The organism is Bifidobacterium sp. MSK.17.10 (assembly GCF_019129655.1).
GTDB lineage: Bacteria > Actinomycetota > Actinomycetes > Actinomycetales > Bifidobacteriaceae > Bifidobacterium > Bifidobacterium adolescentis.
On sequence record NZ_JAHOJD010000004.1, the window covers coordinates 184,999 to 208,032 of the forward strand.

Sequence of the window (23,034 nt, forward strand, 5' to 3'; positions counted from 1 at the left end):
GATTTCAGAACTTCGCTTCCTCGTCGCAGTAGTCGCAACGGTATTCCTGACGGTCGGAATGCACCAGATGGAACATCTGCACCGCAGGCTCGGTGGTGGTGACGCAGCGCGGGTTCACGCATTTGATGATGTTGACGACATGTTCCGGCAGGGTCGGCTTCTTCTTTTCGACGATTTTGCCGCCGCGGACGATGCCGACGGTCGCGGTGCGCGCCACGAGGCCGAGCACGTCGAGGTCGATGGATTCGGTCTCATCCTCGATTTTGATGATGTCCTTCGTGCCGTACATGTGGCTGTCGGTGTTCATGATCAACGCGAGCTTGGTTTTGGACGGGTCGATCTTCAGATACTCAAGTACCTTGAGCGCGGTTCCGGCGGGCACGTGATCGATGATGATGCCGTTCTGAATGCTGGTGACTTCCATCAGGCTTCAACCTCCTTGGCTGCGAGCGGTTCGTATCCCGGCAGTTCGTCACCGACCACCGAGCTTTCCAATGCCATGCGCATGAGCATACCGTTCTTGACCTGTTCGAAGTAGGCTGCACGCGGATCGTCGTCAACTTCCACGGCGATTTCGTTGACGCGCGGCAGCGGGTGCAGCACGGCCATGTCCTTCTTGGCGTACGCCATCTTGGCTTCGTCGAGGATGTAGGTGTCGCGCAGACGCAGATAATCGTCCTCGTTGAAGAAACGTTCTTTCTGCACGCGGGTCATGTACAGCACGTCAAGATCGCCGATGACGGAGACCAGATCCTTGACTTCGGTGTAGGAGCAGGATTCGGTGGCGTTGATGCGGTCAAGCACGTACTGCGGGGTCTTGAGCTCGTCGGGGCTGATCAGCACGAAGTTGACGTTGCCGAAGCGGCACAGTGTTTCGATCAGGGAGTGCACGGTGCGGCCGAAGGTCAAATCGCCGCACAGGCCGACGGTCAGGTTGGTGACACGGCCGAAGCGCGATTGAAGCGTGGCCAGGTCGGCGAGCGTCTGCGTCGGATGCATGTGTCCGCCGTCGCCCGCGTTGATGACCGGCACGGAGGCGGCGCGGGATGCGACCAGCGCGGCGCCTTCCTTCGGATGGCGGATGGCCACCACGTCGACGTAGTTGGACACCGTCTTCAACGTGTCGGCGATCGTCTCGCCCTTGGTGACGGAGGCGAGCTGGGCGCCGGCGAAACCGATCACCTTGCCGCCGAGGCGCAGCATGGCGGTTTCGAAACTCAGACGCGTGCGCGTACTCGGCTCATAAAACAAAGTGGCAAGCACCCTGCCTTCGCAGGTGTGTGCCACTTCTTTACGATGGGAATCGATGTACTGCGCTTTGTGCAGCATTTCCTGAATCTGACGAATGGAAAGATCATCGAGAGTGATGACGCTTTTTCCGACCATCGGCGTTTCGACCGCCGGTTCGAGTACTGAGGACAACGGCTCACCTTTCATGCAACTTGTGGTTGAAGGTGGCCACTGAAAGTGACCTAGCCAACTATAGCCCGAAACACTGACCCGGAGCGTTCACCGCGTGTTCACCGAGCGCCCGCTCGAATCGTTTCATGAAAGGCCGTAGAACAGACGTTCCGTCACGTCGCGCGCCTTGCGCATTACGGCAAGCAGATCGTTTTCGAAATGCTGTCCGCGATTCGCGTCGTATCCGAGATAGACGGCGAGTCCTCCCAGCGAATACGTGTCATCCGGCAGGATATCCGCCTGGTTGACGCGCCCGCTCCACAGGTAGCTGCCGTTGCGCGCGGCCGTGCACATCCACCATGCGCGTCGCAATACGACGGCGTCGCCGGCGGAAACCAGCTTGCGCCGCTCCAACTCGTCCAACGCCTGCATCGTGCCGTTGACTCGCAGGTTCGCGTTGTCGCCGGCATGCTGCAACTGCAGCAGCTGAATCGTCCATTCCACGTCGGACAGACCACCTTTGCCCAGCTTCAGGTGACGGTCCCTACGCACGCCGCGCGGCAATCGCTCGGCTTCCATACGCGCCTTGAGCTTGCGTATTTCGGCGACCTGCGCCTCCGTCAAATCGATCTTCGGATAGCGCAGCGGGTCGGCGACGTTCATCAGGAAATCCTCGGCGAGCGCCGCGTCGCCTGCCGCGTAACGCGCACGCAGGAGCGCCTGGTGCTCCCATGTGCTCGCCCAGGAACGGTAGTATTCCTCGCAGGACGCGTAGGAGCGCACGAGGGGTCCGTTTTTGCCTTCGGGCCGCAGGTCCATGTCGAGTTCGATTTTGGGTTCGAGCGTGGTCGGTCCTTGCAGGATGGCGCGGAGGTCTTCCTGCACTTTGCGTGCGAAGAGGTTGGCTTGGTTGTCGTCGGCGTTATCGGACGGCCGGTAGATGATGATGACGTCGGCGTCGGAGCTGAAGTTCACTTCCCTGCCGCCGTAGCGTCCCATGCCGATGACGGCGATTGCCGCCGGCGCTTCGTCGAGTCCCATTTCCTGCGTTTGGTGGCGGATGGCCCAGGTGAGCGATGCGTCGATGGCCGCGTCGTATACGTCGGTCATACCCGCGAGCGACGCCTTGTCGTCGATGACGCCGCTCATCCACCCTAGTCCGATGCGTTCGATTTCGTGGCGTCGCATGGCGCGGATGGAGTTGGCGAAGTCGTTGATGCTGCCTGCGTTGCGTTCGAGTGAGGCGTGTGTCTGCACGTCGAGGCTTTCGCGTGAGCGTGGCTGCAGGTCGTTGTCGCTGCCGAGCCAGGTGACGGATTCGACGGATTTGTTGAGCGCGTCGCCCAGGAACCGCGAATTGGACAGGATGTGGCACAGGCGTTGCGCGGCGGACGGCGAGTCGCGCAGGAAGCCGAGGTATTCGCTGTCCGTGCCAAAGTGTTCTTCGAGTTTGCGCCAGTTGAGCAGTCCCATGTCGGGGTTCTGCCCTTCGCCGAGCCATTGGAGGGCGGCGGGCAGGAGGATGCGGTTGATTTTCGCGGCACGGGAGATGCCGGCGGTCAGTGCGGTGACGTGGCGCATGGCGGCGTCGGGGTCGGCGAATCCGATGGAGGCGAAGCGTTCCTGCATGGCGTTGGCGGACAGTTCCACTTGTTCGTCGTCGAGGCCGGCGTTGATGGGCAGCATGGGCCGGTAGTAGATGTCCATGTGCAGGTGGCGCACTTCACGTCGGGTTTCGTCGTATTTGTCGACGAGTTCCTCGGGGTGCATGTGGAAGGCCCGGGCGAGTCTGCGCAGTTCGAGGTTGTGGTTGAGTTCGTCGTCGTTGGTGTCGCGTTTGCGTTCGATACCGCCGAGACTGGCTTTGCCGAGGTCCGGGAACAGGTGGGTGCGTTTGAGCGCCCACATTTGCTGGCGGTGTTCCATGACGCGTTCGAAGCGGTAGTCCCAGGAGAGCTTCTTGGCTTGTCTGCGTGAGACGTATCCGCCTTCGGCGAGGCGTTGCAACGATTCGAGGGTGGAGCTGGTGCGCAGGGTCTCGTCGGCGCGGCCGTGGACGAGTTGGAGCATCTGCACGGTGAATTCCACGTCTCGTAGGCCTCCGCGGCCGAGTTTGATTTCACGATCCTTCAGGGGCGCGGGGATGAGGTCTTCGACTCGTTTGCGCATCTGCTGGCAGTCGTAGACGAAGTTGTCGCGTTTGGAGGCGGTCCATACGAACGGTCGGGTCATGTCCATGTACGCTTGGCCGAGGTCGGGGTCACCGGCCACGGGGCGGGCCTTGAGCAGGGCTTGGAATTCCCAGTTTTCCGCCCACTGTTCGTAGTAGGCTTCGTGCGATTCGAGTTTGCGTACGAGCGGGCCGTCCTTGCCTTCGGGGCGCAGTCCGCCATCGATCTGCCACAATGTAGGTTCGGCGACGCCCATGATGACGGATTGGCATACGCGCTGCAAGGTGGTGGCCATTTTGGTGCCGACACGGTTGAGGGTCATGCCGTTGGTGTCCGCGTCCGCCGGTTCCACCACGTAGATGAGGTCCACGTCGGATACGTAGTTGAGTTCGCGTGCGCCGAGCTTGCCCATGCCGATGATGGCGAAGCGCACGTGTTCGCTGCCGTCCACTTCGTCGCGGGCGATGGCGAGCGCGCCTTCCAGGGCCGCGTCGGCAAGATCGGACAGTTCCTGGCTGATTCTCGGTTGTATTTCGATTGGGTCGTCCGCGGTGGCGTCCTGCGCCATGATGGCGGCGAGCTGTTTTCTGTAGGTCTGTCGTAGCGCGGTCGCCGCTTCGGCGAGTGGTTTCGTGGCTTTTGGCATGCGATTGTCGGCCGGGTCGGCACCGACCGCTTCGAGGACATGCGCGCGGCGTTGCGCGTGGTTGTACAGATGGCTTTCGCATGAGTCGCTGGCTGCGGCCATGACGAGTTCGGGGCGGAAGCGCATGAGCTTGCCCATTTCGTCGGACACGCCGAGCACGGTGACGAGTCGTACGAGTCCGGCGTCGTCGGTGATGACCTGGTGGAAGTCGCGGCCTTGGCTTTGCAACGCTTTGATGATGTCGACGAGGTTGCGTAGCGCGATGTCGGGCTCGCAGGTCTGTTCCAATGTTTTCATCAGCAGGCATAGCCGGTCGTCGTCGATGCCGTCGGCGCGCAACTCGTCAAGCAGCGTGCGTGCCGTGTCCAGATCCTGCAATCCCGCCCGAATCAGATCGAGCACCCCAAACTGATGCGTAGAAGAAGCCATGGTTCCCATAGTAATCGTTCATATCCGTAAGTATGGCGAAAGGGATGGTTTCCGACAGTTGCCGGAAATCATCCCTTTCGTGTTTGTTGCATCGTCTGAATCAGACGAAGAATGGTTTGACGTTGGACCAGATGCGCCGGCTGACGCATGGATGGTTCATCGTGTACAGGTGCACGCCGTCGACGCCGCGTGCCGCCAAGTCGCAGATCTGTTCGGACGCGTAGGCGATACCCGCCTCTTTAAGCAGCGCGGTGTCACTCCCCCACTTGTCAAGTAGGACGGCAAGTTTTTCAGGAACACGCGATTCGCACATCTTCGACATGCGCAGCACCGACTTCGCGTTCATCACCGGCATGATGCCGGCTTCGATCGGAACGTCGATGCCGGCGGCACGAGCCTTGTCCACGAATCGAAGGAAATCCTCGTTGTCGTAGAACAGCTGGGAGATGAGGTGGCTTACGCCCGCGTCGACCTTCTTCTTGAGATTGTCGATATCCTCCTCAAGCGTGGCCGCCTGCGGGTGCTTTTCCGGATAGCAGGCGCCGTAGATCTTGAGATTAGGACGCTTCTCGCGGATGTAGGCCGCCAGATCGCTCGCATGGTCGAACACTCCCGCCGGTTCGGCTCCTTCCACACGGTCGCCTCGCAAAGCGAGCACGCCGGAGACTTTGGCTTGGTCGAACAGGTCGAGCGCCTCGTTCACGTCGTCTTTGTCAAGGTATTGCGCGGTCAGGTGCGCCACGGCCGGAATGCCGTATTCGTTCACCGTATGCGCGATGCGTGCGGTCAGCGTGCGGTCGGACGATTTGCCGGTGCCGTAGGTGACGGAGATGAAGTCGGGGTCCAGCCCCTGCAGGCCATCCAACGTATCGTAGATGGTACCTACAGGGCTGGTGCGCTTGGGAGGGAACACCTCCAGCGAGAAGATTGGCGAATGCATGTGATTCCTTGGAAATCTTGCCTGTTTATGCCTATGCCGGCCTTACTTGGCGAGTTTGGCGCGCACGGCCTTGGCCGCTGCGACGAGGTTCTCCAGGCTCGGCCAGGTTTCGGCGTTGCCACGGGTCTTCAGGCCGCAGTCCGGGTTGATCCACACCTTTTCGACGTCCATCTTCTTCAGGATCTCGTAGATGCGGTCCTCGATCTCCTGTTCGGACGGAATGCGCGGAGAGTGGATGTCGTACACGCCCGGGCCGGCTTCGGTTTCGAAGTTGGCGTCGTGGATGGCGTCGAGCACCACAAGGTCGCCACGGGAGGCTTCGAAGGAGATCACGTCGGCGTCCATCGCGTCGATGTCCTTGATGATGTCGTTGAACTCCGAATAGCACATGTGCGTGTGGATCTGCGTGGTCGGCTTGACGGCGGAATGCACCAGACGGAACGCCGGAATGGCCCAGTCGAGGTACTTCTTGTGCCAGTCGGTCTTCCTCAGCGGCAGCTTCTCGCGCAGTGCGGCCTCGTCGATCTGGATGACCTTGATGCCGGCCTTCTCCAAATCGAGCACTTCGTCGCGGATGGCGAGCGCGAGCTGCTGGGTCTGCTGCTCGTGGGTGATGTCCTCGCGCGGCCAGGACCAGTTGAGGATGGTGACCGGACCGGTGAGCATGCCCTTCATCACATGATCGGTGCGGGACTGCGCGTAGGCGCTCCATTCCACGGTGATCGGGTTGGCGCGGGATACGTCGCCCCACACGATCGGAGGCTTGACGCAACGTGTGCCGTAGGACTGCACCCACGCGTTCTTGGTGAACAGGAAGCCGTTGAGGTTCTGGCCGAAGTATTCGACCATGTCGTTGCGTTCGAATTCGCCGTGGACGAGCACGTCGAGGCCGATTTCCTCCTGATGCTTGATGCAGGCGTCGATCTGGTTCTTCATGAATTCGTCGTATTCGGCCTTGGTGATCTCGCCCTTGCGCAGCTTGGCGCGTTCGGCGCGCACTTCCTTGGTTTGCGGGAAGGAGCCGATGGTGGTGGTGGGCAGCAGCGGCAGGTTCAGCGCCTCACGCTGCTCCTTCTGGCGTTCGGCGCGTGCCGGCTGACGTACGAAGTCGGCGTCGGTAAGGCTTGCGATTCGCTTGGCGACCGCAGGATCGGCGGCGACGCGGGTGCCGTCGAACAGCGCCTGGTTGGCTGCGAGTTCGGCGGATGCCTTCTTCTCGTCGTCGGAAGCGTCGGCGAGCACGGCGACTTCGTGCAGTTCGTCGAGCTTCTGGACGGCGAAGGCGAAGTGCTTGCGCACGTCGTCGGCGAGACCGTCCTCGCCTTCGGTGCTGAACGGCACGTGCAGCAGGGAGCTGGCGGTGGAGACGGCCACGTTGGCGGTGACCTGCTTCAGCGCGTCGACCAGGCCGAGGCTCACGGCGTAGTTGTTGCGCCAGATGTTGCGGCCGTTGATCACGCCGGCGAAGATGGTGGTTTTTTCTGCCACGCCGTACTTTTCGACGGCGGCGAGGTTTTCGTCCTTGCCTTCGTTCAGGTCCAGGCCGATGCCGTCGAAGCCGAGCAGGTTGACGGTTTCGTACACGTCGGCGATGTGTCCGAAGTAGGTGTTGAGCAGCACCTTGACCTTGCCTTCGCGGGCGGGCAGGATCTTGGCGTACAGGCTCTTGAACAGTTCGACGTCGCCCGGCTCCTTGTCGAGCACGAGGTACGGTTCGTCGATCTGGATCCACTGCACGCCCAGTTCGGCGAACTTGGCGACGACTTCGGCGTACACCGCGGCGACCGCGTTGACGAGGCCCTTGTCGTAGTCGAGCTCCTCGGCCTGCGGATTGCGGGCGAGCTTGAGGAAGGTGTACGGGCCGATGAGCACCGGCTTGGTGGTGATGCCGAGCGCCTTCGCCTCGTTGAATTCGTCGAACGGCTTGGTGCTGTTGAGCTTGATGTCGGTGGCGGAGTCGATTTCCGGCACGAGGTAGTGGTAGTTGGTGGTGAACCACTTCTTCATCGGCAGGGCGGTCACGTCGCCCTTCTCGCCCTGATAGCCGCGACCCATTGCGAAGAGGGTCTCTTCCGGGTTCTCGAAGGCGAGACGCTGGTAGCGCTGCGGAATGACGTTGAGCAGGATGGCAGTGTCGAGCATCTGGTCGTAATAGCTGAAGTCGTTGCTCGGAATCAGGTCGATGCCGGCGGCCTGCTGCAGCTTCCAATGCTTGGCGCGCAGTTCCTTGGCTGTGGCACGCACCTCATCGAGGGTGGTGTTGCCCTTCCAATACGCTTCGATGATTTTCTTCAGCTCACGGTTCTGGCCGATGCGCGGGAAACCGGAGACGGAAGTAAGAGCGGACATGAATCCTCCATCTGATATGAACAATGCAACCCGCTCAAGCTATCACAAAACCGCCAGCTATAAGACATCAAGAAAATTTGAGTGTCGTTATAAACTGTCCTTATAACGCAGTCCGTATGCCGTCTATATTCACACATTTATGTTTATGAATCAATAATGCAGAACAGCCCGGCAAACGGATTTAACGCAATGTCTCGTATGCGTCGGGGTCTACGGGTTCCAGCCATTCATTCGTCACGTCGCCCGTGCCATCCGCAATCATGAACGCCAAATGGCTGAAAGCTTCGTGAGGGGCGGCACCGTGCCAATGCTTAACATCCGGCGGAATACGGACGGCCTGTCCCGGTTCAAGCTCCTTCGGCTCTTCGCCCTCAAGCTGGTAGTAGCCACGCCCTCCAACCGCAATGAGAATCTGGGCCGCGTGATGGTGGATATGCCAGTGGTTCCGGCATCCAGGTTCGAACGTCACATTGTGGATTGACACTTCAGGCGCGTCAAGTACCGGCGCAAGCCAGCTCTGTCCGTCGAAATACTGGGCGAAACCGTCATTTGGTTCCCCAAGAGGGAACGCACTGGGATTGTTCATATGGGCTCTCCTATCCATCATTCTGAACATCGGTTCAGAAAGCACCATACAACCTTGAAGCCGCTTGAAGTCAAATCACAGCACTCTGCGGAATGCTCATCGTTCCGAATCAGCCCGGAACACGCAAGCCCTACTCGAAGTCTTTGGCGGTAAGCAGCGCGATGAGTTCGCCGCTGTGCAGCTGCCACTGGTTGAATGGCTCGTTCGAGCCGAATACGGCGATCGAGGCCGGGGACATGCCGAGATTCAGCAGGTCAAGCAACGTCGGATCGGATTCGGTGCTGGCCAGCCATTGGCAGGCGATCGAAATGGTCGGTTCGTGGCCAAGCACGAGCAGCGTGCGATGCTTTTCCTTGGTTTGCGCGAGCTCGTCGAACACGGATTGCACGCCGCCTTCGTACAGGCTTTGCCGGTAGTCGACTTTCGGATCGTCGCCGAACACCTTGAGCATGCGATCGCAGGTCTGACGGGCGCGGGTGGCGCTGGAGCATGCGATGCGAGTGGGCACCATTTTGAACGCCGCCAATCCTTTGGCCACGGCTTTGGCCTGCTTACGTCCTTTGTCGGTGAGCTTACGTCCCACGTCGCTGCCGTTGCCGCCGAACGGCTCGGTTTTGGCGTGGCGCATCGCCAGCAGCACATACTTGTATTCCTTGGCCTTTTTAGCGACCTTCTTCAGGCTCGTTCCCATAATCGCACGCTCCGATCCGGTTCCAGCGCCGCATTTCAAATGTCTAATGTCCATTGTCTCAGATTTTCCGCTGGGACATGGCATGAAACGCTCTAAATCTACTCCTTTATGGCTTCGACCTGCGCGTCGAGGTCACGCAGCACCTTGCGCAGCTTGCGATCGGAAATGTCACGCAATTCCAGATCCTCAAGCTGTTCGGCACGCTCCTCGGGCGTCAACGAATCGATGTCGGTCGTCGTGTCCTTCGTGGCACGGTCGTGTTTACGCAACGCCTGGAAGCCCGGAGCCATCGCGCGAGAAACCATGAGGAAACCGGTGTGTCCAATCATCTGGTGATCGGGACGGATGGCCAGTCCTTGCGCCTTCCAATTACGTTCCAAAGTCTCCTGAATGTCCGGCTCGGTCCAGCAGCCGACCTCGCGCAACGCTTCGGCAAGACGGCTCAACTGCGTGGTGGTGGTGACGTACGCGACGAGCACGCCGCCAGGCGCGATCACGCGATACGCCTGTTCGAGACGGTTCCACGGGTCAAGCATGTCAAGCATGATGCGGTCGAAGGAGTGTTCCGGCAAACCAGCCGCGACCGAATCGAAATCGCCGGTCCTCAAATCCCACCATGCGGGACGTTTGCCAAAGTAAACCGTCGCGTTGGCTTCGGCGACGCGCGCGAATTCCGAACGCATCTCGATGGTGGTGAGGCTTCCGCCCTCCCCCACGGCATCCAGCAGATTGATGCTCATCGCGCCCGAACCGGCTCCGGATTCCAGCACGTTCATACCGGAACGAATATCACCGAGCTGAATGACCTGCGCGATGTCCTTCGGATACATGATCTGCGCGCCACGCGGCATGGACAGCACATAGTCAGCCAAACGCGGACGCATGACGGCGAACTCCCAACCACCGATGGCACGCGTCCCCTTCCACGGCTTGTTCGCGTCGCGTTCCGGATGCGTCTGGTTGACCTGAGCCTCACGTTTCGCACTCACCGTCACGACAACGGATCCTTCCGTCTGGCCAATCACATCATCATGCAGGATGATGCCATGCGAGGTCTGCGTCACACCACCCGGCACCAGCTGATCGGTGATTTTATTCGACCTGCGGTCCGTGAACTGCACTTTTTCACCGGCGGCAAGCGGCCCTCGACGCATGGTTTACGCTCCTTCGTACGTTCGTTCAGTATGCGATTTCACGACTATGGCTTACGATTGCAGACCGCATTCCACAGACAGCAACGAACCTATGCTACCGTATCCGCCGTCATACTGTCAGACGGCACGAAGCGACGGCAATATGACGGCGACGTCAACATCACACCGCGTACGCGTTCCAACGACCATTCGCATGCGTGACCTTCAAATCCAATCCAAACACCTGGCTCAACCGTTCAGAAGTAAAACCATGCTCCAAATCACCCGTATATACGATAGTGCCCGGCGCCGGATCATTGCCGGCGACGTTATCGGCATACGCGTCCGCCTCGTTGCCGGTGATACGTCCCATGATCGCCACATGGTCGAAGCCCTGCGGAATCTCCTCAAGACGGTGCGTCACCAGAATCACGGCGCGGTCAGACTGCTCCGCACCAACACGACTCAACGCACGCAAAGCAATCTCACGCCCACCCAAATCAAGACCCGTGGTCGGCTCGTCAAGAATCAGCAAATCGGGATCCGCCATCAACGCACGGCAGATAAGCACGCGAGTGCGTTCGCCTTCGGAAAGCTTGAACATCATCTTGCCTTCCAAGTATTCGATGCCGAATTCACGCATCAATGAGCGGGCTTTGGCGTAATCCTCGTCAGTATAGGTGTCGCGCCAACGGCCGGTGGTTGCGGTCAGAGCCGTCACGATGGCGTCAAGAGGATCTTCCTGCGGTGGGAACGCGCGTCCGAGTTCGGCCGAGCTCAAACCGATGCGGTTGCGGTAGGAGAACACGTTCACTTTGCCCAGACGGTTTCCCAGAATGTCGACTGTGCCTTCGGATGGGAATCCACGGGTGCTCATCATCTGCACCAACGTGGATTTGCCGATGCCGTTGGGACCGAACAGCACCCATTTCTCGCCTTTTTTGACTTCCAGATTGACTTTGGTGAGAATTACGCGCCTGCGGCGACGGAATTCCACATCGTCCAGTTTCAACGCGATGTTCTGTTCGTTCATGGTATCCTCCATTTTCACAAACCACTTGGATACGATGATGCCTCCTGCCAGCATAGTGTGTCGGCAGGAGGCATTTCAGGATTATTCTGGCTGTCGATCAGCCGGATCGGTTATCCGCGATCAGACAGGTTCGGTTCTACTTCCGTTCGGCAAGCACGTCCTCGTAGACTTTGACGGTCTTGTCTGCGATGGACTCCCAGCTGAAGTGGTCGCGGGCGCGCTCGTAACCGGCCTGTCCCATCCGCTTCGCCTTTTCAGGGTCAGCCATGATGCGGTTGATGGCGTCGGCCATATCGTGCACGAATTTGTCAGGGTTGGTTGGGGTGCCAGTGCCGTCATGCAGTTGGTCGACCGGCACCAGATATCCGGTCTCGCCGTCGACGACGACTTCCGGAATGCCACCGGTCGCAGAGGCGACCACCGGCAGACCACATGCCATGGCTTCCAGATTCACGATGCCGAGCGGCTCGTAGATGGATGGGCAGATGAATGCGTCGCAGCCATGTTCGAGTGCGTTGAGCTCCGGCTTCGGCAGCATCTCCTCGATCCAGATGATGTTGCCGCGTTCCTCGTCGAGCTTGGCGAAGGCGGTTTTGACCTCTTCCATGATTTCCGGCGTGTCGGGAGCGCCGGCGCACAGAACGACCTGGATGTTCGGGTCCACGAAGTGCAGTGCCTGAAGCAGGTACGGCAGACCCTTTTGACGGGTGATGCGTCCGACGAACAGCAAGGTCGGTTTGCTGCGGTCGATGTTGTAACGTTCGAAGACCTTCCAGCCCGGATCGTCATCCGCCGGGGTTTCAAACTGGCTCATGGTGATGCCGTTGTGCACTACGACCACCTTGTCCGGGTCAAGGTTCGGATAGGCGGTGAGGATATCCTCACGCATGCCCGCGGATACGGCGATCACGCGGTCGGCATGCTCGTAGGCGTCTTTCTCAGCCCAAGAGCTCAGATTGTAGCCGCCGCCCAACTGTTCACGTTTCCATGGACGGAACGGTTCAAGCGAGTGCGCGGTGATGACCAATGGGGTGTCATGCAGCATTTTGGCAAGATAGCCGGCAAGACATGCATACCATGTATGCGCATGGATGATGTCGGCATCAACGTCGTTGGCGATTTGCAAATCGACACCAAACGCCTTCAGCGCACCGTTCGCATCCTCAAGCTCCTTCGGCACGTCGTAGCCGACGACCGTGAGCGACCCTTTCGGGTCGGTTCCGGGAATCGCGGGAATGTCGGTGGCCGTGCGCGGCCCGTCGAATGCGCGGACCGTCACATCGACACGTTCCGCCAGCACCTTGGAAAGCTCTTCGGCATGCACCCCCGCGCCGCCATACACCTTGGGCGGGTATTCACGCGATAGAATGTCAACCTTCATGTCTGTAATCTCCTCCTCGAGTCTTCCAGCGTTTCCTGTTCTACTGTAAAACATCAGACACGAAAAACACTCATTGTTTTCATCGTTTTTCAGAAAGTTCCATTCTTTTTCTGAAAAACGATGAAACAGCATTCTCGCATACCCTTTACGGTTAGTCGAAGTCAAGTAGCGCATACCTAAAATCCGATAGAAAAAGCGGTGAGACAAATGCTTCTGGTTGTCTCACCGCTTTCCATCGTTTTTGTGATCAGACGGCTGTTCCGTTTTGGTCGAGATTCGGATTGTGCTTCGGGTTGCCGGCCGTGAAGAACAGGCTCAGCACACCGACTGCGAAGACGATGGCGACTGTGGAGATGAGCCACATCGGATGCGACGGCAGCCACATGACCACGAGGAAGGCGATGGCCGACAGCGCAATCAGCACCCAGCTGGCCACACGGAACCATTGGCGGACGGAATGGGGTGCCTTGAACATCTTCGGATTCTTGTAATCAGGATTGGTGTTCAGCACGTTTTCCGTTTCCGTGATCGTACTGGCACTCGGCTTCCATGGCCCATCGGTGCCGTCCTGCAGACGACGTGACTTTTCCTGCAGCTGATACTCGTCCAACATGCCGGAACGTGCGCGGCCTTGGGTTTGGTCGTATTGCTGTGGCACTCCCCTGCGATTGCGCTTGGCCTGGGCACGTCGTTCTGCGCGATTTGGCATTAGTCACTCCTTTGTTGCATGGTGCTGGGATTACTTTACCGCATTTCGGGTGAAAAACAGGTAGCCCGGCTCACTATTCGCGAACCGGGCTACCTCGTTCATACCCTTACAACAGTGTTGTCTATCGCGGCAGCATCATCGGACGCTTGGAAGCGACGATCGGTGCCGGCAGTTCGGTGGAGCCGGTAAGGTACTCGTCGACCGCGGCAGCGCAGGAGCGACCTTCGGAGATGGCCCACACGACGAGGCTCTGGCCACGTCCGGCGTCACCGCAGGCGAAGACGCCGTCCTGGGAGGTGGCGAACTTGTCGTTACGCGCCACATTGCCTCGACCGTCAAGGTCGACCGGCAGCTGATCCACCAACGTGGTGGTGTCAGGGTGCAGGAAGCCCACGGAGATGAGCACCAGATCGGCGGGAATCACTCGTTCGGTGCCTGGCTGGCGGGTGAACGGCCCGTTCTCTCCTGGAGCGACGTTGACGACCTTCAGACCGGTGACATGTCCGTTCTCGTCGGCGACGAAGCCTTCGGTGGCGGTAGAGTTCTCCACCTTCACCTTGGCCTTGTCCTCATCGGAGCCCTCGAAGTTGACCGAGTCGGTGTTGTACACGTATTCGGCGCGCTGCGTTTCGAAACCTTCCTCCATGGAGGAGGTTTCCTTGTACAGGCGGGCGAAGGTCGGCCATGGCTGGTTGGCCGGACGCTCCTTCGGTTCCTGCGGCATGATCTGCAGCACGGTGACGTCCTTAGCGCCTTGGCGCAGGGACGTGCCGAGGCAGTCGGAACCGGTGTCGCCGCCGCCGATGATCACCACATGCTTGCCTTCGGCGGTGATGTCGTTGACCGGCTTGACACCGTACACGCGACGTGTGGCGTCCGGCAGGAACTCCATGGCGAAATGGATACCCTTGAGCTCGCGGCCTGGAATCTTCATGTCACGCGGCACGGTGGAGCCGATGGCAACCACCACTGCGTCGTAGCGGGAACGCAGGTCATCCCAGGAGATGTCCTTGCCGATTTCCACGCCGGTACGGAACACGGTGCCTTCGGCTTCCATCTGCTCGACTCGGCGGTCGATGAGGCGCTTGTCGAGTTTGAAGTTCGGAATGCCGTAACGCATCAGACCACCGATGGCGTCATCACGCTCGTATACGACCACGGTGTGGCCGGCACGGGTGAGCTGCTGGGCGCAGGCGAGACCGGATGGGCCGGAACCGACCACGGCAACGGTCTGGTCGGTCAGACGCTGCGGCGGCAGAGGCTTGACGTAGTCAAGGCTCCATGCCCGATCGATGATGGTGCGTTCGTCGTTCTGAATCATCGTGGCCGGCTGATGGATGCCAAGCACGCAGGCGGCTTCGCACAATGCCGGGCAGATGCGACCGGTCACTTCGGGGAAGTTGTTGGTTTCGGACAGACGGTTGTACGCGTCCTCCCACTTCTCCTGACGGACCAGATCGTTGAACTCCGGAATGATGTTGCCGAGCGGGCATCCGCTCATGCAGAACGGAGTGCCGCAATCCATGCAGCGGGCCGCCTGCTCGGTGGTCCAGGACTGCAGGCCGGATTCGGTGTGAACGTCGAACCAGTCCTTGATTCGCTCTTCAACGGGGCGTTCGGCCAGTTCGCGACGGGTACGGACCTTCAGGAATCCACGAGGATCTCCCATGTCAGCGCGCTCCTTCCATAACCTGCTCGTACACCTGTTCCCAGACGCCGGGCGTATTGAAATCGATGTTCTTCTCCTCGGCTTCCTTCATCGCCTTCTGCATGGCGAGGAAGTGCTTCGGAACGATGTGGGTGAATCGCTTGGCGCTGTTTTCCCAGTCGTCAAGCAGGGCCTTCGCGAAGGCGGAGCCGGTCTCTTCGGCATGCTGCTTGACGAGACCGTGCACCAGCTTGTCGGCATCGGTGTCAAGCGGCTCGAACAGCAGCGCGCCGTTGGTGGCGGCCGCCGGGTTGACCTGCTTCATGTCGAGGTCGAGCACGTACACGTTGCCGCCGGAGAAGCCCGCGCCGAGGTTACGGCCGGTGGAGCCGAGAATCACGACCGTACCGCCGGTCATGTATTCGCAGCCGTGGTCGCCCACGCCTTCCACCACGAAGGTGGCGCCGCCGTTACGTACGGCGAAACGTTCGCCTGCGCGGCCGGCCACGAACATTTGGCCGGAAGTCGCGCCGAAGCCGGTGACATTGCCTGCGATCACGTTCTCGTGCGGATCGAAGGTGATGCCGTCCTCTGGACGGACCACCATGCGGCCGCCGGACAGGCCCTTGCCCGCGTAGTCGTTGACTTCGCCGTAGACGCGGATGGTTTCGCCACGCGGAATGAACGCGCCGATGGACTGGCCGCCGGCACCATGGAACGTCATGTCGATGGTGTCGTCCGGCAGACCTTCCTCGCCGTAACGCTTGGTGATCTCATAGCCGAGCATGGTGCCGAGCGTACGGTACACGTTGCGGATCGGCATTTCGATACGCACGGGCTCCTTCTTGTCAAGGGCTGGCTGGGCAAGCTCGATGAGCTTGTTGTCGAGCGCCTTGTCGAGCTCATGGTTCTGATCGATCGTCTTGTGCAGGATGGTTCCCGGAACCGGACCCGGCTGCATGAGCACGTTGCTCAGGTCGATGCCGTCGGACTTCCAACGCTTGATGGCTTCGTCCTGGTCGAGGCATTCGACATGGCCGACGGCCTCTTCCAGCGTGCGGAAGCCGAGCTGCGCGAGCAGTTCGCGGACTTCCTCGGCGATGAACATGAAGAAGTTGACGACATGTTCCGGCTTGCCCTTGAAGCGTGCTCGGAGCTCCGGATCCTGGGTGGCGATGCCCTGCGGGCAGGTGTTCTTCTGGCAGGCGCGCATCATGACGCAGCCTTCGACGATCAGCGCGGCGGTGGCGAAGCCGAATTCCTCGGCGCCAAGCAGCGCGGCGATCACCACGTCGCGACCGGTCTTGAGCTCGCCGTCGCACTGCACGGTGATGCGGGAACGCAGGCCGTTCAGAACCAGCGTTTGCTGGGTTTCGGACAGGCCGATCTCCCACGGGGTGCCGGCATGCTTGATGGCGTTGAGCGGAGCCGCGCCGGTGCCACCGTCATAGCCGGAAATCAGCACCACATCGGCATGGCACTTGGCCACGCCGGCAGCGATGGTGCCGACGCCGAATTCGGAGACGAGCTTGACGTGGATGCGGGCCTTCGGATTGGCCATCTTCGCATCGTTGATCAGCTGCTTCAGATCCTCGATGGAGTAGATGTCGTGGTGCGGCGGTGGGGAGATGAGCTCCACGCCCGGGGTGGCGTGACGTACCTTGGCGATCCACGGCGGAACCTTGGCTCCCGGCAGGTGGCCACCTTCGCCAGGCTTCGCGCCCTGGGCGAGCTTGATCTGCAGGTCGGTGGCATGCACCAGATAGTCGCTGGTCACACCGAAGCGGGCCGAAGCAATCTGCTTGATCTTGCTGTAGCGCAGCGGATCGTTGATACGATCCTCGGATTCGCCGCCTTCACCGGAGTTGGAGCGTGCGCCAATCGTGTTCATGGCAATGGCGAGCGTCTCATGCGCCTCCTGGGAGATGGAGCCGTAGCTCATGGCGCCGGTGGAGAAACGCTTGACGATTTCGCTGGCCGGCTCGACTTCGGAAATGTCGATCGGCTTGCGAGTGGACTTGAACTTCATCAGGCCACGCAGCGTCATCAGACGGTTGGAGGTGTCGTTGATGTGGTTCGAGTACTTCTTGAACAGGTTGTAGTCGCCGCGCTGGGTGGACTGCTGCAGCAGGAAGATGGCTTCCGGATCGTTCAGATGGTCCTCGCCGGTACGACGCCACTTGTAGTCGCCGCCGGTACGCAGGTTGCGGTGCGGGCGGGCGGTCCATTGGGTCGGATACGCCACGCGATGGCGGCTGGCGACTTCCTCGGCGAGCTCGTCGAGGCCGACGCCGCCCACGCGGGACGTGGTGCCGGTGAAGTACTCGTCGATGACGTCCTTGTTGAGGCCGACCGCTTCGAACAGCTGCGCGCCACGGTAGCTCATGATGGTGGAAACGCCCATCTTGGCCATGATCTTGAGCACGCCGGTGGACAGCGCGCGGGTCAGGTTCTTCACGGCGGTTTCCGCGTCGACCTTGAGGTAGCCCTTGCGGGAGAGGTCTTCGACGGATTCGAATGCCAGATACGGGTTCACCGCGGCAGCGCCATAGGCGATCAGCAGTGCCACATGGTGGATTTCGCGCACATCGCCGGCTTCGACCACCATGGAGATCTGCGTACGCGTGTGGCGGCGCAGCAGATGGTGCTGCACTGCGGAAGTGAGCAGCAACGATGGAATCGGACCCCACGCATAGTTGGAATCGCGGTCGGACAGCACCAGGAAGTTGGCACCGTTCTCAATCGCCTCGTCGATCTCCTGGAAGATCTCGTCAAGACGGTCCTTCAGTGCCCGTCCGCCGCCGGCCACCTGGTAAAGGCCCTTGACGATGAACGGCTTGTAATAGCCACCGAGAATCTTGGCGCGGTCGAGGCGCTTGAGCTGTGCCATCTCGTCGGAGTTGAGCACCGGCAGCGGGATGAGGATCTTCTTGGCGTGCAGTTCGGAATCGGCCAGCAGGTTCGGCTCGGGACCGATGGCGGATTCGAGGCTGGTCACGATCTTCTCACGTTCCCAGTCGAGCGGCGGGTTGGTGACTTGCGCGAACTTCTGGGTGAAGTAATCGAACAGCATGCGGCTGTGCTTGGACAGCGCGGCGAGCGGCGTATCGTTGCCCATGGAGCCGAGCGGCTCCTTGCCGGTGTTGGCCATTGGGGCGAGCAGCAGCTTCAGATCTTCCTCGGTGTAGCCGAAGGCGCGCTGACGACGCTGCACGGACTGACCGGAGTGGTTGACGTGCTCGCGCTTGGGCAGCTGACTCAATTCCACGGAGTTGCCTTCCACCCACTTGCGGTAGGGGTGCTGGCTGGCAAGAGTCTTCTTGATTTCCTCGTCGGGGATGATGCGACCCTCGTCGGTGTCGACGAGGAACATCTTGCCCGGTTCCAGACGGCCCTTGGTGACGATATGCTCCTCGGCGACTTCCGGCAGCACACCGGTTTCGGACGCGAGCACGACGTAGCCGTCATCGGTGACCTGCCAACGTCCCGGGCGGAAGCCGTTGCGGTCGAGCAGTGCGCCGACCTGGGTGCCGTCGGTGAAGATGATGTGCGCCGGGCCATCCCATGGTTCGATCAGCGTGTTGTTGTATTCGTAGAAAGCCTTGACGTCCGGATCGAGCTGGTCGTTGTTCTCCCATGCCGGCGGCAGCATCATGGAGATGGCGTGCGGCATGGAACGGCCGGCGAGGTGCAGCAGTTCGAGGCATTCGTCGAAAGTGCCGGAATCGGAATAGCCGGAGGTGGCGATCGGCAGCAGCGGCTTGAATTCACCGAGCAGTTCGGAACTCAGTCGGCCTTCACGTGCGGACAGCCAGTTGCGGTTGCCTTGGATGGTGTTGATCTCGCCGTTGTGCGCCAGCTGGCGGAACGGCTGTGCCAGCGGCCAGCTTGGGAACGTGTTGGTGGAGAAGCGGGAATGCACGATGGCGATTTTCGCCTTCATGCGCTCGTCGGACAGGTCCAGGAAGAAGGGCTTGAGCTGCATGGTGGTGAGCATGCCCTTGTAGGTGATGGTGCGTGCGGACAGGGACGCGAAGTAGATGCCCACCTCATGTTCCACACGCTTGCGGATGCGGAAGGTCTTGCGATCGAGCTCGATGCCACCGAGTTCGCCTTCCGGATCGGCCACGACCAGCGTCTTGAACGCCGGCATGCTGGCCAACGCCTGCAGGCCGAGTCCGTCCGGATTGGTGGGTACGACGCGCCATGCGAGCACTTCGAGGCCCTCTTCGCGCACGATCTTGGAAATGGCCTGCTCCTGCTGGCCGGAAGTGGCGATGTCGCGATCCAAGAAGGCGATGCCCGCGGCGTAATGGCCTTCTTCAGGAAGCTCCACACCGGCGGTGGCACGCATGAATTCGTCGGGCATACTCATGAGAATGCCTGCGCCGTCGCCCGTGTTCTCCTCGGCGCCCACGGCGCCACGATGGTTCAGATTGACCAGCACCTCGATGGCGTCATCGACGATCTTGCGTTCCGGACGCTTGTTGAGGGTGGTGACCATACCCACGCCGCAAGCATCATGCTCGGCTCCAGGATCGTACATACCTTGGGAATCATGGATCGTCAGATCTAACGGGGCGTGGAAAGTCACCGAAACCACCTTCAATGTTTTTGGGCAAGAAAAGTCTTGCGGTTCTTTAATGCGTGGTTTAGAATACCGCGCCAGTATGTCAGCAACGTTGCACGTGTCCATATAACGAATGGCTATTTTTGTCAATGCCTCGCAGAGGATTTAGCCCATGAACGCATACTTCGCATGTCATGCTCATGCGCACGCACTTCACTTATGCTCATTAACCCGGTCAGTCCAGTGTTTCCAACAGCTCCGTGATGATGGTGTCGTTGAGCAGTCGGCCTCGCAAAGTGGGTATGGCGCGGCCATCAAGCATTGTGATCAGCCCGTCGTGTTCAAGCTCAATCCATTTTTGTTCAGGAATCAAGTGGCTGAATTGTCTGGTGTCGAGTCCTTCACGAATGCGCAGGCCCAACATGATGGTCTCTTCGATGTCCTCGGCGGCAGTGATGCGTTCACTGCCGGCCCATGGCACATTGCCCTCATTGATGGCGGTGCCCCACAATCGCGGATGCGCGATATCCCAGGAGCGCAATCCTTTGCCGTCTTCGCAATCGCCATAATGCGAATGCGCACCGGGACCGAGACCGGCCCAATCGACGTTCCTCCAATAGCCAAGGTTGTGTTGCGACTCGTATCCGGGACGAGCCCAATTGCTAATCTCATACCATTCGAGGCCGGCTTCGGTGAACATCGTGTCGGCGATTTCGTATTTGTTCGCTTCGTCGTCATCGTCCGGTCTCGACAACGTGCCCGCCGCGATCCGTCGTCCCATTTTCGTATTCGGCGCGATGGTGAGCGCATATGCGGAAATATGGTTGACGCCCAAATCGATGGCGGTGCGGACGGATGTGCGCCAATCGTCAAGGCTCTCCCCCGGCGCGCCGTAGATCAGATCGACGCTGGAACGCATGCCTGCTGCATTGGCCGCTGCGATTCCGGCGGCGACGTTTTCCGGCGTATGCGTACGGTCGAGCGTTGCAAGCACATGCGGTACCGCGGATTGCATGCCGAAGGAAATACGATTGAAACCGCCGTCTGCGAGTTCTTTCACATAGTCGGCATTCACCGTGTCGGGATTCGCTTCGGTGGTGATTTCCGCGTCATCGGCGATGCCCCATGTGGCGCGTACCGCATCCAGCATGGCGACCAAATCGCTTGCCTTGAGTGTGGTCGGCGTACCGCCGCCGAAGAAGACGGTTGCCACCTTCGGCTCGTTGATACCGTGCGTTGTCTGCCAATCGCGGACAATCGCCATTTCGCGGATAACCATGTTCGCGTAGTTGCCGCGTGACGCGCCCGCGCCCATGTCCACGGCCGTGTAGGTGTTGAAGTCGCAATAGCCGCAGCGACGTAAGCAAAACGGAACATGAATGTAGATTTCGAACGTCACGAAAGGCTCAACCTTCGGACTTCTGCGCGGCGCGAATCTTGTCCTTGGTGTCGCGGTCGTTGCCCGCTCCGCCGGTGGACAGGGCTGCGATGAACGCCTCCTGCGGCACTTCCACATGGCCGAGCATCTTCATACGCTTCTTGCCGGCCTTCTGCTTTTCGAGCAGCTTACGCTTACGGGAGATGTCGCCGCCGTAACACTTGGCGAGCACGTCCTTACGCAGGGCGCGGATGGTTTCGCGTGCGATGATTCGAGAACCGATGGCAGCCTGGATGGGAATCTCGAACTGCTGGCGCGGAATGAGCTCACGCAGCTTCTTGGTCATCATCACGCCATAGCTGTACGCCTTGTCACGGTGCACGATGGCGCTGAACGCATCGACTTTCTCGCCTTGAATAAGGATGTCGACCTTCACCAGATCGGCGGACTGTTCGCCATCCTCGTGGTAGTCGAGCGACGCATACCCCTTGGTACGGCTCTTCAGCTGGTCGAAGAAGTCGAAGACGATTTCGGCGAGTGGAATACGGTAATGCATTTCCACACGGTCGGCGGAAATGTATTCCATGGTGCCCATCTGGCCACGGTGGTCTTGGCACAGGTCCATCACCGCACCGATGAAATCCTTCGGCGTGATGATGTCGGCGGCAACCATCGGTTCGACGATCTTCTTGATCTTGCCTTCGGGGAATTCGCTCGGATTGGTGACGCGATGCACGGAATTGTCTTCCGCGGTGACCTCGTACGGCACGTTCGGCGCGGTGGAGATCAGGTCAAGGTCGAATTCGCGGCTCAAACGTTCGGTGACGATCTCCATGTGCAGTAAGCCCAGGAAGCCGCAACGGAAGCCGAAGCCCAACGCCACGGAGGTTTCCGGTTCGTAGATGAGGGCCGCGTCGTTGAGCTTGAGCTTGTCAAGCGCCTCGCGCAGTTCCGGATATTGCGCGTTGTCGATTGGGAACAGGCCGGCGTAGACCATTGGTTGCGGATCACGGTAGCCTTCGAGCGGCTCGGTAGCCGGATTTATGGCGGAGGTGATGGTGTCGCCCACCTTGGACTGGCTGACGTCCTTCGCTCCGGTGATCACATAGCCGACCTCTCCTGCGCCAAGCGCCTTGGTGGGCATCATGTCGGGGCTGATCACGCCGATTTCGATGGGGTCATGCGTCATGCCGATACCCATCATGTGCAGTTTCTCGCGCGATTTCAGTTCACCGTCGACCATACGAATGTAAGTGACGATGCCACGATAGGAGTCGTATACGGAGTCGAAAATGAGCGCGCGGGCAGGCGCGTCCGGGTTGCCCGCCGGCGCGGGCACTTCGGCGACGATACGGTCGAGCAGTTCGGCGACGCCTTCTCCGGTTTTGCCGGAGACGCGCAACACGTCGGACGGGTCACAACCAATCAGGCCGGCGATTTCCTCGGCATGCTTGTCGGGTTCGGCGCTGGGCAGGTCGATTTTGTTGAGCACGGGGATAATGGCCAGATCATGGTCGATGGCCATATACAGGTTGGACAGCGTCTGCGCTTCAATGCCCTGCGTGGCGTCGACAAGCAGCACCGCACCCTCGCATGCGGCCAACGCTCGGGACACCTCGTATGTGAAGTCCACATGGCCGGGGGTATCAATCATGCCGAGTGTGTATTCGGTGCCGTCAACCGTCCACGGCACGCGCACGGCCTGCGATTTGATGGTGATGCCGCGTTCCTGCTCGATATCCATGCGGTCGAGGAAGCGATCGCGCATCTCGCGCTCCGGCACGATGCCACTCAACTGCAGAATACGGTCCGCCACCGTTGATTTGCCGTGATCGATATGCGCGATGATGCAAAAGTTGCGGATCAACGACTGATCGGTGTACCCGGGCTGATTATGCTGTTGGCCCACGCCATCCTCCTCTGGAAATATTCGACGCAAACGATTCTAACTGGTAGTGTCGGCATGTCC

At 60.0% G+C, this 23,034-nt stretch carries 15 protein-coding genes; all 15 read right to left on the reverse strand.

Going from position 1 to position 23,034, the window contains the following annotated elements; translation table 11 throughout:
* Positions 1-4 precede the first annotated feature (4 nt).
* The 15 genes from KSX58_RS04830 to lepA all read right to left on the reverse strand — a co-directional run bounded on the left by KSX58_RS04830 (position 5) and on the right by lepA (position 22,974).
* Positions 5-424 (reverse strand): aspartate carbamoyltransferase regulatory subunit, encoded by a 420-nt coding sequence (locus KSX58_RS04830; protein WP_003809368.1) that lies wholly within the window; start codon positions 422-424, stop codon positions 5-7.
* Positions 424-1,386: an aspartate carbamoyltransferase gene (pyrB, locus tag KSX58_RS04835; protein ID WP_171024943.1), complete on the reverse strand. Its 963-nt coding sequence runs from the start codon at positions 1,384-1,386 to the stop codon at positions 424-426. The genes KSX58_RS04830 and pyrB overlap by 1 nt, the downstream gene beginning before the upstream one ends.
* Before the next feature lie 159 nt (positions 1,387-1,545).
* Positions 1,546-4,647 (reverse strand): bifunctional [glutamine synthetase] adenylyltransferase/[glutamine synthetase]-adenylyl-L-tyrosine phosphorylase, encoded by a 3,102-nt coding sequence (locus KSX58_RS04840; protein ID WP_055054694.1) that lies wholly within the window; start codon positions 4,645-4,647, stop codon positions 1,546-1,548.
* Positions 4,648-4,747: 100 nt separating this feature from the next.
* The gene (gene metF, locus KSX58_RS04845) at positions 4,748-5,587 is read right to left on the reverse strand and encodes a methylenetetrahydrofolate reductase [NAD(P)H] (protein WP_003809372.1); all 840 of its coding nucleotides are present in this window, start codon (positions 5,585-5,587) and stop codon (positions 4,748-4,750) included.
* A gap of 42 nt (positions 5,588-5,629) precedes the next feature.
* The gene (gene metE / locus KSX58_RS04850; RefSeq protein WP_011743157.1) at positions 5,630-7,936 is read right to left on the reverse strand and encodes a 5-methyltetrahydropteroyltriglutamate--homocysteine S-methyltransferase; all 2,307 of its coding nucleotides are present in this window, start codon (positions 7,934-7,936) and stop codon (positions 5,630-5,632) included.
* A gap of 181 nt (positions 7,937-8,117) precedes the next feature.
* Positions 8,118-8,522: a cupin domain-containing protein gene (locus KSX58_RS04855; RefSeq protein ID WP_070122548.1), complete on the reverse strand. Its 405-nt coding sequence runs from the start codon at positions 8,520-8,522 to the stop codon at positions 8,118-8,120.
* 130 nt (positions 8,523-8,652) lie between these two features.
* On the reverse strand, positions 8,653-9,213 hold the full coding sequence (locus tag KSX58_RS04860; RefSeq protein ID WP_217735729.1) for a histidine phosphatase family protein: 561 nt from the start codon (positions 9,211-9,213) through the stop codon (positions 8,653-8,655).
* A gap of 98 nt (positions 9,214-9,311) precedes the next feature.
* Positions 9,312-10,367, reverse strand: a complete 1,056-nt coding sequence (locus KSX58_RS04865) for a tRNA (adenine-N1)-methyltransferase (RefSeq protein ID WP_217735728.1) — start codon at positions 10,365-10,367, stop codon at positions 9,312-9,314.
* Between the two features lie 160 nt (positions 10,368-10,527).
* Positions 10,528-11,379: an ABC transporter ATP-binding protein gene (locus KSX58_RS04870; RefSeq protein WP_085379514.1), complete on the reverse strand. Its 852-nt coding sequence runs from the start codon at positions 11,377-11,379 to the stop codon at positions 10,528-10,530.
* 136 nt (positions 11,380-11,515) lie between these two features.
* Positions 11,516-12,760 carry a glycogen synthase gene (gene glgA, locus KSX58_RS04875; RefSeq protein WP_217735727.1) on the reverse strand — a complete coding sequence of 415 codons (1,245 nt, stop codon included), beginning with the start codon at positions 12,758-12,760 and terminating at the stop codon, positions 11,516-11,518.
* A gap of 247 nt (positions 12,761-13,007) precedes the next feature.
* Positions 13,008-13,469, reverse strand: a complete 462-nt coding sequence (locus tag KSX58_RS04880; RefSeq protein ID WP_033499444.1) for a membrane protein — start codon at positions 13,467-13,469, stop codon at positions 13,008-13,010.
* A gap of 121 nt (positions 13,470-13,590) precedes the next feature.
* On the reverse strand, positions 13,591-15,138 hold the full coding sequence (locus KSX58_RS04885; RefSeq protein WP_217735726.1) for a glutamate synthase subunit beta: 1,548 nt from the start codon (positions 15,136-15,138) through the stop codon (positions 13,591-13,593).
* A 1-nt stretch (position 15,139) separates the two neighbouring features.
* Positions 15,140-19,711: a glutamate synthase large subunit gene (gltB, locus tag KSX58_RS04890; protein WP_217735725.1), complete on the reverse strand. Its 4,572-nt coding sequence runs from the start codon at positions 19,709-19,711 to the stop codon at positions 15,140-15,142.
* 211 nt (positions 19,712-19,922) lie between these two features.
* Positions 19,923-21,086, reverse strand: coding sequence for a radical SAM family heme chaperone HemW (hemW, locus tag KSX58_RS04895; RefSeq protein WP_021912879.1), 1,164 nt, complete (start codon positions 21,084-21,086; stop codon positions 19,923-19,925).
* Positions 21,087-21,093: 7 nt separating this feature from the next.
* A complete protein-coding gene (gene lepA / locus KSX58_RS04900) occupies positions 21,094-22,974 on the reverse strand; it encodes a translation elongation factor 4 (protein WP_021912880.1) in 1,881 nt (626 codons plus the stop codon).
* Positions 22,975-23,034 lie beyond the last annotated feature (60 nt).

Coding starts and splice junctions, on each gene's coding strand:
- KSX58_RS04830 (WP_003809368.1), bottom strand. CDS start 424: ATGGAAGTCACCAGCATTCAGAACGGCATCATCATCGATCACGTGCCC.
- pyrB (WP_171024943.1), bottom strand. CDS start 1,386: ATGGTCGGAAAAAGCGTCATCACTCTCGATGATCTTTCCATTCGTCAG.
- KSX58_RS04840 (WP_055054694.1), bottom strand. CDS start 4,647: ATGGCTTCTTCTACGCATCAGTTTGGGGTGCTCGATCTGATTCGGGCG.
- metF (WP_003809372.1), bottom strand. CDS start 5,587: ATGCATTCGCCAATCTTCTCGCTGGAGGTGTTCCCTCCCAAGCGCACC.
- metE (WP_011743157.1), bottom strand. CDS start 7,936: ATGTCCGCTCTTACTTCCGTCTCCGGTTTCCCGCGCATCGGCCAGAAC.
- KSX58_RS04855 (WP_070122548.1), bottom strand. CDS start 8,522: ATGAACAATCCCAGTGCGTTCCCTCTTGGGGAACCAAATGACGGTTTC.
- KSX58_RS04860 (WP_217735729.1), bottom strand. CDS start 9,213: ATGGGAACGAGCCTGAAGAAGGTCGCTAAAAAGGCCAAGGAATACAAG.
- KSX58_RS04865 (WP_217735728.1), bottom strand. CDS start 10,367: ATGCGTCGAGGGCCGCTTGCCGCCGGTGAAAAAGTGCAGTTCACGGAC.
- KSX58_RS04870 (WP_085379514.1), bottom strand. CDS start 11,379: ATGAACGAACAGAACATCGCGTTGAAACTGGACGATGTGGAATTCCGT.
- glgA (WP_217735727.1), bottom strand. CDS start 12,760: ATGAAGGTTGACATTCTATCGCGTGAATACCCGCCCAAGGTGTATGGC.
- KSX58_RS04880 (WP_033499444.1), bottom strand. CDS start 13,469: ATGCCAAATCGCGCAGAACGACGTGCCCAGGCCAAGCGCAATCGCAGG.
- KSX58_RS04885 (WP_217735726.1), bottom strand. CDS start 15,138: ATGGGAGATCCTCGTGGATTCCTGAAGGTCCGTACCCGTCGCGAACTG.